The sequence below is a fragment of the Saccharopolyspora tripterygii genome (genome assembly GCF_054778355.1).
In genome coordinates, this window is the sequence record NZ_BAAGZP010000015.1 from 1 (window position 1) to 15,728 (window position 15,728).

General features: G+C 70.5%; 17 protein-coding genes. 12 read left to right on the forward strand and 5 right to left on the reverse strand.

Going from position 1 to position 15,728, the window contains the following annotated elements:
- Nucleotides 1–293 precede the first annotated feature (293 nt).
- The 10 genes from ACYVF3_RS11925 to ACYVF3_RS11970 all read left to right on the forward strand — a co-directional run bounded on the left by ACYVF3_RS11925 (nucleotide 294) and on the right by ACYVF3_RS11970 (nucleotide 9,734).
- A complete protein-coding gene (locus ACYVF3_RS11925; RefSeq protein WP_461154291.1) occupies nucleotides 294–1,376 on the forward strand; it encodes a sensor histidine kinase in 1,083 nt (360 codons plus the stop codon).
- The gene (locus tag ACYVF3_RS11930) at nucleotides 1,373–2,152 is read left to right on the forward strand and encodes a LytR/AlgR family response regulator transcription factor (RefSeq protein ID WP_461154292.1); all 780 of its coding nucleotides are present in this window, start codon (nucleotides 1,373–1,375) and stop codon (nucleotides 2,150–2,152) included. Before ACYVF3_RS11925 ends, ACYVF3_RS11930 begins: the two co-directional genes overlap by 4 nt.
- On the forward strand, nucleotides 2,149–2,499 hold the full coding sequence (locus ACYVF3_RS11935; protein ID WP_461154293.1) for a hypothetical protein: 351 nt from the start codon (nucleotides 2,149–2,151) through the stop codon (nucleotides 2,497–2,499). Before ACYVF3_RS11930 ends, ACYVF3_RS11935 begins: the two co-directional genes overlap by 4 nt.
- 3 nt (nucleotides 2,500–2,502) lie before the next feature.
- Nucleotides 2,503–4,188, forward strand: coding sequence for a sodium/solute symporter (locus ACYVF3_RS11940; protein WP_461154294.1), 1,686 nt, complete (start codon nucleotides 2,503–2,505; stop codon nucleotides 4,186–4,188).
- Between the two features lie 159 nt (nucleotides 4,189–4,347).
- Complete coding sequence (locus tag ACYVF3_RS11945; RefSeq protein WP_461154295.1) at nucleotides 4,348–4,713, forward strand: DUF485 domain-containing protein; 366 nt, start codon at nucleotides 4,348–4,350, stop codon at nucleotides 4,711–4,713.
- Nucleotides 4,710–6,317 (forward strand): solute symporter family protein, encoded by a 1,608-nt coding sequence (locus ACYVF3_RS11950; RefSeq protein WP_461154296.1) that lies wholly within the window; start codon nucleotides 4,710–4,712, stop codon nucleotides 6,315–6,317. Before ACYVF3_RS11945 ends, ACYVF3_RS11950 begins: the two co-directional genes overlap by 4 nt.
- A gap of 255 nt (nucleotides 6,318–6,572) precedes the next feature.
- Nucleotides 6,573–6,842 carry a metal-sensitive transcriptional regulator gene (locus ACYVF3_RS11955; RefSeq protein ID WP_145739908.1) on the forward strand — a complete coding sequence of 90 codons (270 nt, stop codon included), beginning with the start codon at nucleotides 6,573–6,575 and terminating at the stop codon, nucleotides 6,840–6,842.
- Nucleotides 6,843–6,912: 70 nt separating this feature from the next.
- Nucleotides 6,913–8,337 (forward strand): MBL fold metallo-hydrolase, encoded by a 1,425-nt coding sequence (locus tag ACYVF3_RS11960; RefSeq protein ID WP_461154453.1) that lies wholly within the window; start codon nucleotides 6,913–6,915, stop codon nucleotides 8,335–8,337.
- 6 nt (nucleotides 8,338–8,343) lie between these two features.
- Entirely contained in the window at nucleotides 8,344–8,940 is a 597-nt protein-coding gene (locus tag ACYVF3_RS11965) for a rhodanese-like domain-containing protein (protein ID WP_461154297.1), read from the forward strand.
- An 11-nt stretch (nucleotides 8,941–8,951) separates the two neighbouring features.
- Entirely contained in the window at nucleotides 8,952–9,734 is a 783-nt protein-coding gene (locus ACYVF3_RS11970; protein ID WP_461154298.1) for a sulfite exporter TauE/SafE family protein, read from the forward strand.
- Nucleotides 9,735–9,903: 169 nt separating this feature from the next.
- Here the strand turns inward: ACYVF3_RS11970 and ACYVF3_RS11975 are convergent, their stop codons facing one another.
- From ACYVF3_RS11975 to ACYVF3_RS11990, 4 genes are all read right to left on the reverse strand, one after another.
- The gene (locus tag ACYVF3_RS11975; protein ID WP_461154299.1) at nucleotides 9,904–10,092 is read right to left on the reverse strand and encodes a hypothetical protein; all 189 of its coding nucleotides are present in this window, start codon (nucleotides 10,090–10,092) and stop codon (nucleotides 9,904–9,906) included.
- Nucleotides 10,093–10,179: 87 nt separating this feature from the next.
- Nucleotides 10,180–10,998 (reverse strand): SAM-dependent methyltransferase, encoded by an 819-nt coding sequence (locus tag ACYVF3_RS11980; RefSeq protein ID WP_461154300.1) that lies wholly within the window; start codon nucleotides 10,996–10,998, stop codon nucleotides 10,180–10,182.
- 35 nt (nucleotides 10,999–11,033) lie between these two features.
- Nucleotides 11,034–11,621 carry an SAM-dependent methyltransferase gene (locus tag ACYVF3_RS11985; RefSeq protein ID WP_461154301.1) on the reverse strand — a complete coding sequence of 196 codons (588 nt, stop codon included), beginning with the start codon at nucleotides 11,619–11,621 and terminating at the stop codon, nucleotides 11,034–11,036.
- Nucleotides 11,622–11,705: 84 nt separating this feature from the next.
- Nucleotides 11,706–12,344, reverse strand: coding sequence for a DUF2585 family protein (locus ACYVF3_RS11990; RefSeq protein WP_461154302.1), 639 nt, complete (start codon nucleotides 12,342–12,344; stop codon nucleotides 11,706–11,708).
- A gap of 352 nt (nucleotides 12,345–12,696) precedes the next feature.
- On the opposite strand from ACYVF3_RS11990, the gene ACYVF3_RS11995 reads away from it, so the two are divergent.
- Nucleotides 12,697–13,797, forward strand: a complete 1,101-nt coding sequence (locus tag ACYVF3_RS11995; protein ID WP_461154303.1) for a glycoside hydrolase family 172 protein — start codon at nucleotides 12,697–12,699, stop codon at nucleotides 13,795–13,797.
- 33 nt (nucleotides 13,798–13,830) lie between these two features.
- Here ACYVF3_RS11995 and ACYVF3_RS12000 read toward each other — a convergent pair whose 3' ends face one another.
- Nucleotides 13,831–14,412, reverse strand: coding sequence for a TetR/AcrR family transcriptional regulator (locus ACYVF3_RS12000; RefSeq protein ID WP_461154304.1), 582 nt, complete (start codon nucleotides 14,410–14,412; stop codon nucleotides 13,831–13,833).
- Between the two features lie 63 nt (nucleotides 14,413–14,475).
- Here ACYVF3_RS12000 and ACYVF3_RS12005 point away from each other — a divergent pair, with 63 nt between their 5' ends.
- Nucleotides 14,476–15,711, forward strand: coding sequence for an NADH:flavin oxidoreductase/NADH oxidase family protein (locus ACYVF3_RS12005; RefSeq protein ID WP_461154305.1), 1,236 nt, complete (start codon nucleotides 14,476–14,478; stop codon nucleotides 15,709–15,711).
- Nucleotides 15,712–15,728: the final 17 nt, after the last annotated feature.

Here is a 15,728-nt window from a genome sequence, read left to right on the forward strand (position 1 = left end):
CGGCTTCGCCGTACAGCGCCGACGTGGCGTTGGCCTGCGCCGCGAACTCCTCGGACGGTGCGAATCGGTCGTGGGCTGCGTTGCTCACTGACACTCCCTCCTGCTCGGTGCGCGGTACTGGGCACGCAACGTAAGCAACTCCCGTGATCTGCGGCACCACCTGCGCGACCGATCGCCGCGCTGACGCGTCCGAACGCCCCTGCTGCGCGACGAGCGGCTGATGAGCGGTCTCGCTCACGTCAGCCGAACGGATTAGCATCCCAGCATCCATCAATGGCGATTTGGGGTTTTCGATGCCGGCACCGACCCACCGCACGCCGCCGGGCGCGTGGTCGTTGCGGCGCTCGGACTCCGAATCGGTGCTGCGCACCGCGCGCCGCCTGGCCGTGAACCTGCGCGCCGGTCCCGCCGGACCCGGGGTGCCCAGCGCGCTGCGCGACCTCCGCCGGCTCCTCGACGTGAACGCGGTCGGGATCAGCGATCTGTCCGGGTCGCTGCAGTGGTCCGGCCGGTCCAAGGCCGAACCGGACGCGGTGACCTCGGTGGCCGACGTGCTGCACACCGAAACCCGCAGCGGCCGCCCACCGCTGGTGGCGATGCCGCTGCTGGTCCAGGACGAGCTCGCCGGCGTGCTGATCATCGACGGGGAGATCCGGATGTCCGCGGTGCGCGAAGCCACCGCCTGGGTCGAGGACGCGCTGGAGCACGGCAGGCTGGAGCACTCGGCGGAGCTGGCCGCGCAGTCCGAGCTGCGCGCGCTGCGGGCCGAGATCTCCCCGCACTTCATGTACAACGCGATGACCGTGATCGGCTCGCTCGTGCGCTCCGACCCGGAGCGCTCCCACGAGCTGATGCTCGATTTCGCCGAGTTCATCCGCTACGGGCTGGCCCGGCACCGCGACTACACCACCGTCTCCGACGAGTTCCACGCCATCGAGACCTACCTCGCCCTCCAGCGCGCGGTGCTGGGGGAGCGGCTGCGGGTGCAGATCCGCGTCGCGCCCGAGGTGCTGGCCGTGGCGATCCCGTACCTGGTGCTTCAGCCGCTGGTCGAGAACGCCGTGCGGCACGGCATGGAACCCCGGTTCACCCCGGGCACCGAAGGGGTCGGCACCGTGCAGGTGCGCGGCGAAGCCGAGGGCAACGACCTGGTCATCAGCGTCGAGGACGACGGGGTCGGGATGGACCCCGTCCACGCCGAGGCGATCCTCGCCGGGCACGGGCCCGCCGACTCGGTGGGGCTGGCCAACGTCGACCGGCGGCTGCGCAGCGTCTACGGCGCCTGGTACGGGCTGGTCGTGGAAACCGCCGAGGGAGCGGGCACCCGAGTGGTCGTCCGCGTGCCGCGATTCCATCCGGGAGTGGTGCCGAGTTGAGCGAAGGACTGCGCGCGCTGGCCGTGGACGACCTCCCGCCCGCGCTCGACGAGCTGTGCAGGTTGCTGCGGGAGGCGCCCGAGATCGCCGAGGTCGTGGCGGCCTCGGACTCGCTGAGCGCGCTGCGCACGTTGCAGAGCGACCGGTTCGACGTGGTGTTCCTGGACATCTCCATGCCCGGGCTGGACGGCATGGAGCTGGCGTCGCTGCTGTCGAAGATGAGCGAGCCGCCGGTGATCGTGTTCGTCACCGCCTACGAGCAGCACGCCGTGCAGGCCTACGACATCGGAGCCGTGGACTACCTGCTCAAACCCGTGCGCGCGGAACGGCTCTCGGCGGCGTTGGACCGCGTGACCCGGCTGCTGACCACTGAGGACGTCGCGGAACCCGTTCCGGCGCAGCCGGACGCGATGGTGGCGCTCCCGGTCGAGACGGCGGGTCGGACCCGCTACGTGCGGCGCAGCGAGGTGCTGTTCGTCGAGGCGCACGGCGACTACGTGCGGCTGAACACCCGCAGCGGCGTGCACGTGGTGCGCATGCCGCTGTCCCGGCTCGAGGAGTACTGGGAGGGAGCCGGTTTCGTGCGGGTGCACCGCAGCTTCCTGCTGTCGCTGGGGGCGGTGCGGGAGCTGCGCAGCGATTCCGCCGGAGCGCTCAACGCCCACACCGACGCAGGGGACGTCCCGGTCAGCCGCAGGCACGCCCGGGACCTGCGGGAGCGGTTGCTGGACAACGCCCGTCAGGCCGAGATCACCCACCCGCGGGGGCGCGGATGAGCGGTGGCCCGAAGCGGGTGTCGGTGACCAGCCCGCAAACCCGGGTGGCGCACGCTCGCCGCGTGATGCGGCGGCGTTGGCGAGCGCCGCGCCTGGAACCGGGTGAGGCCCTGCGGGCGAGGTCCCTGCACCGGGCGCAGCGCAGGCTCGGCGCGGTGACGCTTCTCCTGCTGTTCGCGCTGGTCTTCGGGTTGCCGCTGGTGTTCGCGGCGGCTCCGGTGCTCGACGAGGTGCGGGTCCTCGGCGTCCCGGTCTCCTGGGCGTTGCTGGTGCTGCTGCCGTTCCCGGCGATGGCCGCGCTGGCGCGCTGGCAGCTGCGCGCGGCCGAGCGCGTCGAGGAGCGCTGAGCCGTGTTCGCCCTGCTGGCCGTCGCGGTCGTCGTGCTCCTGACGCTGCTGATCGGGCTGCGCGGGGTGGCGGCCATGCGCACCACCTCGGACTTCCTGGTCGCCTCCCGGCAGGTGTCGCCGCTGGTCAACGCGGCGGCCGTCTCGGGGGAGTACCTGTCGGCGGCGTCCTTCCTCGGCGTGGCCGGGTTGATGCTGTCCCACGGCGTGGGCGCGCTGTGGTACCCGGTGGGGTTCACCGCCGGGTACGTGGCGATGCTGGTGCTGGTCGCGGCACCGATGCGCCGGTCCGGGGCGCTCACGGTGCCCGACTTCGCCGAGGCCCGCTTCGCCTCACCGGAGCTGCGGCGGCTGGCGGCGGTGGTGGTGCTGATCATCGGCGGGCTGTACCTGGTCCCGCAGTTCCGCACCGCGGGCCTCGTGCTCAGCGTTGTCAGCGGAACGCCGTACTGGGTGGGCGTGGTCATCGCCGGGACCGCCGTGTCGGTCACGCTCGCGCTCGGCGGCATGCGGGCGGCGACCTACGTGCAGGCGTTCCAGTTCTGCCTGAAGCTGCTGCTGTTCGTGATCCCCGCGGTGTGGCTGGTGCTCCAGGTGGGCCCGGCGGTGCGGCACGAGGCGCTGAATCCGGTGCAGTTCACCCACTTCGCCGAGGACACCCCGGTGATCTTCCGCGTCGCCGTCGACCTCGACATCACCGAGCCGGTGACCGCGCGCGACGCCGAGGGACGGCCGGTGCCGCTGGCTCCGGGCGCTCACGAGATCGAGGCGGGGCGGACGCTGACGTTCCCGGGCGGTGCGGCGGTCCCCGAGATCGACGGCATGGACGTGCCGGGCGGGCCGGACTGGCGGCGACCGCTGCTGGACCTGGAGAACGCCGGTCACCCGCTGCTGGGGACCTGGGCGGTGCTGATGGCCACCATGTTCGGCACGATGGGGTTGCCGCACGTCATCGTGCGGTTCCACACCAGCCGCGACGGGCGAGCGGCACGCCGGGCCGCGGCCATCACCGTGCTGCTGCTGGGCAGCTTCTACCTGTTCCCGGGCATCTACGGCGCGCTCGGCCGGGTGCTCGTGCCGCAGCTGTACCTCTCCGGCGTCACCGACTCGGTCGTGGTCGGGCTGCCCGCTCAGGTCGACACCGGCTGGGTCGGCACGGTGTTCACGTCGCTGCTCACGGGCGGGGCGTTCGCGGCGTTCCTGGCGACCTCGCTGGGCCTGCTGCTGGTGGTGTCCGGCGCGATCTCCCACGACCTCACCCCGGGTGGTCTCGGCCAGCTGCGCTGGACCGTGCTGGGTGCGGCGGCCGTGGTCGTCCTGCTCGCGCTGCAAGCAGCCCACCTGTCCGCCGGCGTGCTCGTGACCTGGGGATTCACCGTCGCGGCCGCCACGTTCTGCCCGCTGCTCGTGCTGGGCATCTGGTGGCCGCGGCTGACCCGGACCGGAGCGCTGTGGGGCGTGCTCGTCGGGCTGACCGCCACGTCGGGAGCCATCGGAGCGACCCTGTTCGGCCCGCAGCTCGACGGCGTGCCCGCGATCCTGCTCGCCCAGCCCGCTCCGTGGGCGGTCCCGCTGTCCTTCGCCACCATGATCGCGATCTCGCTGCGCGGGAAGACCCCGACGTGGGCGGAGACCGCGATGCTGTGCCTGCACCTGGACGAACCGTCGCGCTCCCGAACGCGGGGTTGACCCGCGGGTAACGGGCAGGAGACGGGCGCGACCGCTCGTCCCGGTCGGCGCGTCGTTCGTCGACCGTTCGTCTCGCGTGGCGGTCATCGGTCCCGGACGGCTCCCGCTGCTGCTCGTAGCTTCCTTAACGTGGCGCTCCTCACACGTTAGGGAGGATCCGTGAGCACCACCGACTCGGCCAGTCCGCCGCCCACCGAAGATGTGTGGCACGAGGCCCACGCGAGCGAGGACTTCGCCTTGCTGCGCCGGCGGCTGCGGGCGTTCGTCTTCCCGGTCTCCGCGCTGTTCCTCGTCTGGTACCTGGTCTACGTGCTGCTGGCCGACTACGCGCACGGCTTCATGTCGATCAAGCTCGTCGGCAACATCAACATCGGGCTGGTGCTGGGCCTGCTGCAGTTCGTGTCCACCTTCGTCATCACCACGATCTACGTGCGCTACGCCAACCGGAACCTGGACCCGGTAGCAGAACGCATCCGCGCCAAGGTCGAAGACGCGCCCCGCAATCCCGAGAAGGAGCTGGGATGAACCACCTCGCGCAGGGGTTGCAAGGGAGCAACCCGCTGCTCAACATCGGCATCTTCGCGGCCTTCGTCGTGGTGACGCTCGTGGTCGTGCTGCGCGCCAGCAGGAACACGAGCACTGCGGCTGACTACTACGCCGGCGGGCGCGCGTTCACCGGGCCGCAGAACGGCATCGCGATCGCCGGTGACTACCTGTCCGCGGCGTCGTTCCTCGGCATCGTCGGCGCGATCGCGCTCTACGGCTACGACGGGTTCCTGTACTCGATCGGCTTCCTGGTCGCCTGGCTTGTGGCGCTGCTGCTGGTCGCCGAACTGCTGCGCAACACCGGCAAGTACACGATGGGCGACGTCCTGGCCTTCCGGATGCGCCAGCGCCCGGTGCGCGCCGCGGCGGCGACCTCGACGCTGATGGTCAGCTTCTTCTACCTGTTGGCGCAGATGGCCGGTGCGGGCGTGCTCGTCTCGCTGCTGCTGGGCGTGTCCAGCGGGAGCGGGCAGGCGCTGGTGATCGCGATCGTCGGCGTCATCATGATCGTCTACGTGCTGGTCGGCGGCATGAAGGGAACGACCTGGGTGCAGATCATCAAGGCGGTGCTGCTGATCAGCGGCGCGGCGGTGATGACGGTGTGGACCCTCGGGCTCTACGGCTTCGACTTCTCCGGCCTGCTGCAGGCGGCGGTCGACCGGGCGTCGTCGGGCGAGAAGCTGCTCAACCCGGGCGCCAAGTACGGCAAGTCCGAGACCAGCAAGCTGGACTTCCTGTCCCTGGGCATCGCCCTGGTGCTGGGCACCGCGGGTCTACCGCACGTGCTGATGCGCTTCTACACCGTGCCGACGGCCAAGGAGGCGCGTCGTTCGGTGGTGTGGGCGATCTGGCTGATCGGCCTGTTCTACCTGTTCTCACTGGTGCTGGGCTACGGCGCGGCGGCCATCGTGGGGCCGGAGACGATCAAGAACGCGCCGGGTTCGTCGAACTCCGCGGCACCGCTGCTCGCCCAGGCGCTGGGCGGACCGCTGCTGCTCGGGTTCATCGCCGCGGTCGCCTTCGCCACGATCCTGGCCGTGGTCGCGGGGCTGACCATCACCGCGTCGGCGTCGTTCGCCCACGACATCTACGCCAACGTGATCAAGCGCGGGAAGGTCGAGGACAAGGACGCCGAGGTCCGCGTCGCGCGGATCACCGCGGTGGTCATCGGCGCGGTCGCCATCGTCGGCGGCATCCTGGCCCGCAACCAGAACGTCGCGTTCCTGGTCGCTCTCGCCTTCGCCGTGGCCGCCTCGGCGAACCTGCCGACGATCCTGTACTCGCTGTTCTGGAAGCGCTTCAACACCTCGGGCGCGTTGTGGAGCATCTACGGCGGCCTGACCACCACGGTGGTGCTGATCGTGTTCTCCCCGGCGGTGTCCGGGACCGAGGACTCGATGCTGCCGAGCGTGGACTTCCACTGGTTCCCGCTGCAGAACCCGGGTCTGGTCTCGATCCCGGCGGCGTTCTTCTTCGGGTGGCTGGGCACGGTCCTGTCCAAGGAGCACCTGGAGGACGAGTACGCCGAGATGGAGGTCCGCTCCCTGACAGGGGCGGGCGCGGAGAAGGCCTCCGCGCACTGACCTCTCGCGGCGCACGACGAGCCCGGGGCGCCCCCTCGCGCCCCGGGCTCGCATGCGCGCGAGTGCGGCGTCGCGATGCAGCGATCGTTACCGCCAACGCGGCGGAGCTCCCGGTGATCGCGGTCCGGCACGCCATGGGCGAGGTGTGCCGCTGTTCAACCCGGCCAGCCCGGCTTCCTGTGTGCCGGGCATCACCGCACGCGGAATACCCCGGGGGGTAAGCTGCGTTGGAGCTAGTGGAGGGAGATGGTCACCGTGGAGATGAAGCCGGAGATGGTCGGCGACGCGTTGACTCGGTTGAAGCGGGCGCGCGGTCAGCTGGGCGGCGTGATCGAGGCGATCGAGGAGGGGCGGGATTGCGCTGAGGTGCTGACGCAGCTCGCGGCTGTTTCTCGTGCTCTGGACCGCGCCGGTTTCAAGATCGTGGCGAGTGGCATGCGGCACTGCCGGCAGGTCGAGGAGGACGGCGAGGAGCCGCCGATGACCGAGCAGGAGCTCGAGCGGCTGTTCCTCGCGCTCGCCTGAGGGCGCTCGCGGCTGAACCACGGGAGACCTGTGTCTGAACCATACCCCCCGGGGTATCAGGAGGTGTGTGATCGTGACTGCGTTGGACGCGAAGCAACGGGCTGAAGGCCTGGTCGGCGGGCTGGCGATCGAGGTGATCGAGACGTCGTCGCTGGGGGACCGCAGCTACCTGGCCACCGATGGTGAGGTCGCGGTCGTGGTGGATCCGCAGCGCGACGTGGACCGGGTGATCGCCGCGGCCGGCCGGGCCGGCGTGCGCATCGCCCTGGTCGTCGAGACGCACGTGCACAACGACTACGTCTCGGGCGGTCTGGAGCTGGCCCGGCTGACGGGCGCGGAGTACAGCGTGGCCGCCGCCGATGAGCTGCCCTTCGCGGGACGTGGCTTGGCCGACGGTGACGTGGTCGAGCTGTCGGGGCGGATGCGGCTTCGCGTGGTGGCCACGCCCGGCCACACCTTCCACCACCTGTCCTACGTGCTCGAAGGCGAGGAGGGGCCGGTCGGTGTGTTCACGGGCGGGTCGCTGCTGTTCGGGACGACCGGCCGCACGGACCTGCTGGGTGCCGAGCACAGCGAGGAACTGGCCCGCCACCAGCACACCTCCGTGCGCAGGCTCGCCGATCTGCTGCCGGACGGCGCTCAGATCTGGCCGACCCACGGGTTCGGCAGCTTCTGCTCGGCCACGCAGGCCTCGGGCGACTCGGCGACGGTCGGGGAGCAGAAGCGCAGCAACCCGGCGTTGACGTTGGGGGAGAGCGACTTCGTTCGCCAGACGCTGACCGGTCTGGACGCCTACCCGTCCTACTACGCGCACATGGGCGTCCGCAACAGCGAAGGACCGAAGCCGCTGGACCTGCGCGAACCCGCCCGAGCGGAGCCCGAGGAGCTGCGGCGGCGGCTGGAATCGGGCGAGTGGGTCGTGGATCTGCGCTCGCGCAAGGCGTTCGTCGTCTCGCACCTGGCGGGCACGGTCGGGCTCGGTCTGGACGGGCCGATGGCGACGTGGCTGGGGTGGATGATCGAGTGGGGCGCGCCGATCACGCTGCTCGGCGAATCCCGCGAGCAGGTCGCCGCGGCGCAGCGGGAACTCGCGCGCATCGGCATCGACGAGTTCGCCGGGGCAGCGGTGGGAACCCCGGAGCAGCTGGCGACCGATCCGGCTCAGCTCCGCAGCACCCGGACGGCGAGCTTCGCGGACCTGGCCGCCGCGCTCGACGGCCACCCCGGCGAGTTCCCCGCTCCGGAGGTGGTGCTGGACGTGCGAACCCACAACGAGTTCACCGCCGCCCACATCGCCGACGCGGTGCACATCCCGCTCTACGAGCTGGCGCACCGGCTCGACGAGGTCCCGGCAGGTGTGGTGTGGGTGCACTGCGGCAGCGGGTACCGCGCGACGGCAGCCGCCTCCGTGCTGGAGGCCGCCGGACGCACCGTCGTCCTCGTCGACGACCACTTCGGCACGGCCGCCGAGGCCGGCGTCCCGATGAGCAGCTGACAACTGATGGAACGAGAGGAAATCAAGGGCATGACCCAGTCCTTACCGGCGCAGGTGGACCCCGCGCGACTGCGGGAGTCGCTCGGCGACGCGCGGATTCGTCTCGTCGACGTGCGCACACCTGGTGAGTTCTCCGCCGCGCACATCCCCGGTTCGCACAGCGTTCCCCTGGACCTGGTGCGGGAGCACCGCGACGAGCTCACCGCGCGCCACGAGGACCCCGTGGTGCTGGTCTGCGCCTCGGGCAACAGAGCCGATCAGGCCCGCGCGTTGCTGGAAAGCGCCGGGTGGAACCGGATCAGCGTGCTGCGCGGCGGGATCGCGGCCTGGGAGAACGAGAACGGCGAGCTCAACCGCGGTAGCGGCGCGTGGGCGATGGAGCGGCAGGTCCGGTTGACGGCCGGACTGCTCGTGCTCACCGGCGTGCTCGCCAGCACCCGCTTCGAGAAGGCCAAGTGGCTGGCCGGGTTCGTCGGCGGCGGTCTGACCTTCGCCGCGGTCACCGACACCTGCGCGATGGCCCGGGCGCTCTCGTTCTTGCCGCACAACCGCGCTCCCCGCTCGAACTCCCGGACGCAGCTGGCCGCGCTGACCCGCGGATGAGGTGACGTTCCTTGTTGCTAGCAGCGGCCTTCGGCGCTGTCATCGGTCTGATGCTCGGGCTGCTCGGCGCGGGCGGATCGATTCTCGCCATCCCCGCCCTGGTCTACGGCGTCGGGTTGCCCTGGGAGACGGCCATTCCCACGTCACTGGCCGTGGTCGCGCTGTCGTCGGTGGGCGGGCTGGTTCCGCGGCAGCGGCGGAGCGCCGTGCGGTGGCCGGTCGCGCTGGTCTTCGGCGCGGCCGGCATCCCGGCCGCCTTCGGCGGCGCCGCTCTCGGACGAGGGGTGCCGCAGCAGTGGCTGCTGCTGGGCTTCGCCGCGCTCATGCTCGTCGTGGCGGTGCGCATGCTGCGCGGCGGCGACGAGCGGGTCGGCGCCTGCCGCACCCACGACGGCGGGGTGCGCTGGCGCAGCTGCCTGCCCAAATCCCTGCTGACCGGGGCAGCGGTGGGTGTGCTCACCGGACTGTTCGGCGTCGGCGGGGGCTTCATCATCGTGCCCGCCCTCGCCCTGCTGCTCGGTCTGGGCGCTCAGGAAGCCGTGGCCACGTCAGTGGTCGTGGTGCTGATCAACTCGATCGCCGGACTCGCTGCCCACGCCGGCACGGCGACCGAGATCGACTACGGAACCCTGATCGCCTTCGCCGGTGCCGCCGCAGTGGTCTCGGCCGTGTCCGCGCTCTTCTCGAGCGAGCTGAACCCGGCGACCGTGCGCCGCTGGTTCGCCGTCGTCGTCATCGCGGTCGCCGTCTTCGTCGCCGTGGCCGCCGTCGTCAACCCAGCCGCGCTGGGGTGAGGCAACGCGGGAAGACCGGCAGTCGGAGGGTTTCGCCCCGCGTGACCGATCCAGGAGCTGCCCGAGGAGGCTGCGCAGTCGGGATGTGCTGGACACCGGCGGCGAGCCAGGTGGACCGGTCCAGATCGTGCCTGTTGCCAACTGCGGTTCGGGCGGACGGGATCCAGGCCTACAGCTCGCTGGCGAGCCCCAGCACCACCGCGGTGGACAGCTCGCGTGCGATCGTGTCGACGTCCGGGGTGCGCGTTTCGAGTCGCGAGGAGGCCGTCTCGAACCACACGGCACCGAAGATCAGCCGGACGATCAGATCGGGATCGAAGCTGCGGTGGTCCCACCAACCCAGGTTCTTCCGGACCACATCAGCGCTCTCCTTGAGCAGGGGATCGACTGGAGTTCCTCTCGTGCACCACCTCTCGCCGCGCGAAGCCGGTTCGGTCCGGTGCGGTCACCCGGTGCTGGTGCGGGCGATGGCGGCGTAGACGCAGGAGTGCTCGGGCTCGACGTCGTTCTCGCCCGGGCGCCAGTGCTGTGCGAAGACGAGCCCGGGATCGACCAGGGGAGCGTCGCCGAGCAGGGCGAGGACCTCGTCGTGCGTGCGCGCGTGGGTCGGTGTGGTCATGCTCCGGCTGAGCCGGGCGGCTTCCCTGCCGTCGATGGCGGGTTCGTCGTCCGTGAGGTGCGAGAGGATGTGCACGCTTCCGGCCGGTAAGCGTTCCCAGTACTGGCGCACGACGTCGGCGGTGTGCGCGGTGTCCGGGAAGTACTGCAGGACGAGCAGGCTCAGCAGGGCGATCGGGCGGTCGAAGTCCAGCAGGCCCGCGACCTCGTGGGCGGTGTAAACCTCCTCGACGTCGCGCAGATCGCCCTTGAGGATCGTCGTCCGGGGATCGTCGCGCAGCAGGTTGCGGCTGTGCGTCACGGCGACCGGTTCGTTGTCGACGTAGGCCACGCGCGCGTAGGGGTTGCCCTGCTGAGCGATCTCGTGGACGTTGCCGACGGTGGGGATGCCGGAACCGAGGTCCAGGAACTGGTCGATCCCGTTGGCGACGCACCACAGGACAGCGCGGCGCAGGAACGAGCGGTTGGCCCGGGCGGCGGCGGGGATGCCGGGCACGGCGTCGACGATCTGGTCGCCGAGCACTCGGTCGACGGCGAAGTTGTTCGCGCCGCCCAGCCAGTAGTCGTACACCCTCGCCGCGCTCGCGCTCGACAGGTCGAGCTCGGCGAGTTCCGCGGGGTTGATCGTGGAGTCGTCCAGTGCCACGGCTCTCTCCTTCGTGCCGGTGGGGGCACTGCTGATCATCCGCGAGGACCCCGGGGTCGCACAACGCCCTCGCCCCAACGCGTTCCGGACGTGCGGGCTCCTGTTGCGGGACGCGGGCGACAGCGCCGTAACCGAGGGGACCGGCGACGTCGGTGAGCTCCTACAGGTCGGTGTTGCGCCATTCCGGGCGGGGGCACCAGCCCTGGTTCGACCAGCGCCAGTCCTTCGAACCACGGAGAGATCTCGGCGTGGTCGCGCGGGTGCACGGGTTCTCCGGCCTCGGCGTAGGCGGCGCGGAGTCGTTGCACCTCGTCGCGCAGCGCGGGGTCGGCGTGCTCGTCGGTCAAGGTGCTCACGGCGATGAGGCTTCCCGCCGCGAGGTGCTGCCGGTAGCCGCGGATCAGCTCGATCGTTTGCGGGTCCGGCAAGTACAGCAGCACTCCGACCACCAGCAACGCAATCGGCTGGCTGAAGTCCAGCAATTGCCGGGTTTCCGGGTGATCGAGGACGACTTCCTGCTCCCGCATGTGGGTTTGGATGATGGTGGCGTTCGGGTTCTGGTCCAGCAGGCCTCGGCTGTGGTTTGCCTCGGGTGGGGTGGGGTGGGGTGGGGAAGTTTTCATGAAAACTTCCCCACCCCAGGAGTCGCCGAGAGTGCGGTGGTGGCCGAACGGGCTGGGGGTCCGAGGAGGACTCGGAGCGGTGAGCTAGGCGCCTGATTGCCAGATCCTGATCGATTCGACGGGGTGGATCAGCATCACGACGTTGAGGATCAGGCCGTCGCGGATGAAGTGCATCAGCAGCAGTTCGAGAGTCGCGGTGACGGCGATGGAGGCCCAGACGGGCGCCTTCTTCGCCAGGACGAATCCGGTCACCATCGCGAGGACGTCCGACACGGAATTGAGGACGCTGTCGCCGTAGTAGTCCAGCGACACCGTGGCGGTGCGGTAGCGATCGATGATCCACGGAGTGTTCTCCAGGACCTCCCAGCCGCATTCGAGCAGGACCGCCAGCAGCAGGAGCCTGCCGAAGGACAGCCGGGTCTTCTTGTTGAGCAGCCAGAGCAGGAAGTAGAACCCGACACCGTGCATGATGTGGGTCAACGTGAACCAGTCGGTGATGTGCTGCGAGTTTTCCGAACTCATGACCACGCCGTGCCAGAGCTTGACGTACCCGCACGAGCAGTACGGCACCCGTCCCATCGCCCATTCGGCGGCTGCCATGAGGGCCACGACCAGAAGGCAGAGTTGCAGGTCGGCACGCAGGATCACGGCCCCGGTCGCTTGACGAGCGGTGCCGGAGAGCGCCGTCCTGGTGCTCGGCGTCGATGCAGGGGTCTTCTTCATCGGTCCTGGGGTTTCCTCCGCGTGGTCGGAGCGCAGGTGCCTTTCAGCTGCGTCCTGCTCAAACGGGACAGCCTGCCAGGTCCGCAGGCTTCTGTCCGGCGCGTGTGGCAACCGTGACCGAGGAGCGCGCCTCGCCATGAGAAGCGTCACGAAAGGCGCGGAACGCGCTTCGCAGGAGCGCAGGAACCTCTCGATCGGCTCCGCGCGGAGGTTCTGAGCGGCCGGGTCGGTCGGGCCATCGATGACGAGGCGAACCACGAGGTCCGGGGTGAGCCTCCGCGCGGGTTTGTGGTTCCGCTTCTCCTGACCTTCTATGGGGGAGTCGAGGACGCGGGCGGTCACTGGAGGAGTGGTGGACGAGCTCTGGCAGCTGTCGAACATGCGCACGAGGTCGGTCTCGCCGGAGAACCCGACTGGCGCGAAGGGAGCGGGCGCGCGGGCCACCGAAGGCACCGGCGCGTCCGCGGCCCGGGAGCTGGGCGTCGGGTGGAAGGTCTCGCCCTCGATCGACCTGGTTGCCGGCACGACGGCGACGCTGGCCGACGTGGCAGGTCCCGGCGTGGTCCAGCACATCTGGCTGACCACCGAGGTCGCGAGCGTGCGGCAGCTGGTGCTGCGGATGTACTGGGACGCCGAAGAGCATCCGTCCGTCGAGGTGCCGCTCGGCGACTTCTTCTGCAACGGGTGGGCGGAACTGGCGCTGGTCGACTCCGAGGTCGTGGTCGTCGCCCCGGCGGGTGGGTTCAACAGCTACTGGCCGATGCCGTTTCGCGCCCGCGCGATGATCACGCTGGAGAACCCGACCGACCGGAGCGTTCGGCTGTACTACCAGGTGACCTACCAGGAGCAGGAGCTCGGAGAGCGGATCGGCTACTTCCACGCGAGCTGGCGGCGCAGCAACCCGCTCGGCGATCCGGCGGTGCACACGATCGTCGACGGCATCGCGGGCACCGGCCGGTACGTGGGCACCTACCTGGCCATCCGGCCGGGTGCGCCGGGGTGGTGGGGCGAGGGCGAGGTGAAGTTCTACCTGGACGGCGACCAGGAGCACCCGACGATCTGCGGGACCGGCACGGAGGACTACTTCGGCGGGGCGTGGAACTTCGACGTGGGCGGTCGCTATGTGCCCTACTCGACCGGCCAGCTGGGCCTGCACCAGGTGCTGCCGCCGGACGAGATCTACCGGCCGGACCAGCGGTTCGGCATGTACCGCTGGCACCTGCGGGATCCGATCTGCTTCGAGCGGGACCTGCGGGTCACCGTTCAGGCGCTCGGGTGGAAGGCGGGCTGGTGCTACCTGCCGTTGACCGAGGCCGACATCGCCACCACCGCCTTCTGGTACCAGACCGAGCCGCACACCCCGTTCCCGCCGCTGCGCACCCAGCAGCCCGCTGGGTCGGAGGCCGGCCGCGTCGCCACCTGGTTCCAGAACTTGCTGCGCCGCCGCGGGTAGCGCGATCGATCGTCCGCTCGAGCGAGAAGTCGGCTACGGCGTGTCCTGGACCGTCGTGATCGCCAGGAAAGCCGAGCGCACCCGCTCGGGGACTTCTTCGGGGGAATCCGCCGGGAGCTTGCCGTCGAGGTGCAGGGAGGCGAGGCCGTGCGCGAGGCTCCAGCCCGCGCACGCCAGGGCCGTGGTGTCCGACTGCGGTGCGACGTTGGCCAAGGCCTGTGCGAGGAGCTCGTGGAGCGCGTCGGCGGCCCGCACGCGCTCGTCGTCGGACCCGTCGCAGGGCTTGCCGAACATGAGCCGGAACAACGCCGGTCGCCGCAGCGCGAAATCGACGTAGGCGACGCCGAACTCCGCGAGGTCGGCGGTCGAGGTGGGCAGGTCGCGGTCGGCGGTCAGGTCGTGCTCGAGGTCGCCGAACCCCTGGACGGCCAGCGCGGACTCCAGGGCGTCGCGGTCCGGGAAGTGCCGGTAGGGGGCGGTGGCCGAGACACCTGCGTTGCGGGCGACGGCGCGCAGCGAGAAGGTCTCCCCGTTCTCGAGCATCTGCATCGCGGTGGTCAGCAGTGCTGCGCGCAGGTCTCCGTGGTGGTAGCCGCCCTTCGCCGATGTTGACACTGCTCACTCCCCTCCCTAGGCTTGCGTGAGCACTGTAAACATACCGCACGAACCGGAGATCGGATGCCCTCCCTGCACGCGCCCCTGACGTTGCCGAGCGGAGCGGTGCTCCCGAACCGGGTGGTGAAGGCCGCGATGGAGGAGAACATGGCCGTCGGCGGGCAACTTCCCGGCGACCGGCTCATCCGGCTCTACCGCCGCTGGGGGCAGGGCGGTGCGGGACTGCTCATCACCGGCAACGTCATGGTCCACGCCCAGGCGCTCACCGGACCCGCAGGCGTGGTCCTGGACGAGCGCTCGCCGCTCGAACCGTTCCAGCGCTGGGCCGCGGCCGCCCGGACCGGTGGTGCGCAGGTCTGGATGCAGATCAACCACCCCGGTCGCCAGATCATGGCGAACATGCCGGGGGTGGCCTGGGCGCCGTCGGCGATCCGGGTCGACATCGGGCGGAACAGCAGGACGCTGGCCCAGCCGGTGGAGATGACGTCCGATCAGATCGCGGAGACGGTCGAGCGGTTCGCGACGACCGCACGGCGAGCCGAGGCCGCCGGTTTCGACGGGGTCGAGGTCCACGCGGCGCACGGGTACCTGCTGTCGCAGTTCCTCTCGCCGCTGTCCAACCAGCGCACCGACGAGTGGGGCGGCTCGCTGGAGAACCGCGCCCGTTTCCTGCTCGACTGCGTCCGCGCGGTCAGAGCGCAGGTGCAGCCCGGGTTCGCGGTCGCGGTCAAGCTCAACTCGGCCGACTTCCAGCGGGGCGGCTTCGAGGCCGACGACGCGAGGAAGGTCATCGAACTGCTCGCCCCGCTCGGCATCGACCTCGTTGAACTGTCCGGCGGCAGCTACGAGAGCCCGGCCATGACCGGGCAGTCGGCGGACGAGCGCTCCAGCGCGCGGGAGGCCTACTTCCTTGGCCTCGCGGAGGAACTCGCGCGGACCAGCCCGCTCCCGCTGATGCTCACCGGTGGCATCGTCCGGCGCCCGGTGGCCGAGGAAGTCCTCGCCGGTGGCATCGACCTGGTCGGGATGGGAACGGCATTGGCCGTCGACCCCGACCTGCCGGACAAGTGGCGCTCTGAGGGCGACAGCAGCGTCCACGTCGAGCCGGTCGGGTTGAAGGACAAGGCCATGGCCTCGGCGGCCGGCATGGCCAGGGTGCGCTACCAGCTCCGCCGGCTCGGGCGCGGCCGCACGACCCGACCGGGCATCAACCCGGTCCTCGCCTACCTCCGCGAAGCACCACTCCGGCGCACCGCCCTGCGGCGCTACCGCAGCTGGCTGCAGTCGGAACCGACCTGATCCACCGCCGCTCGACC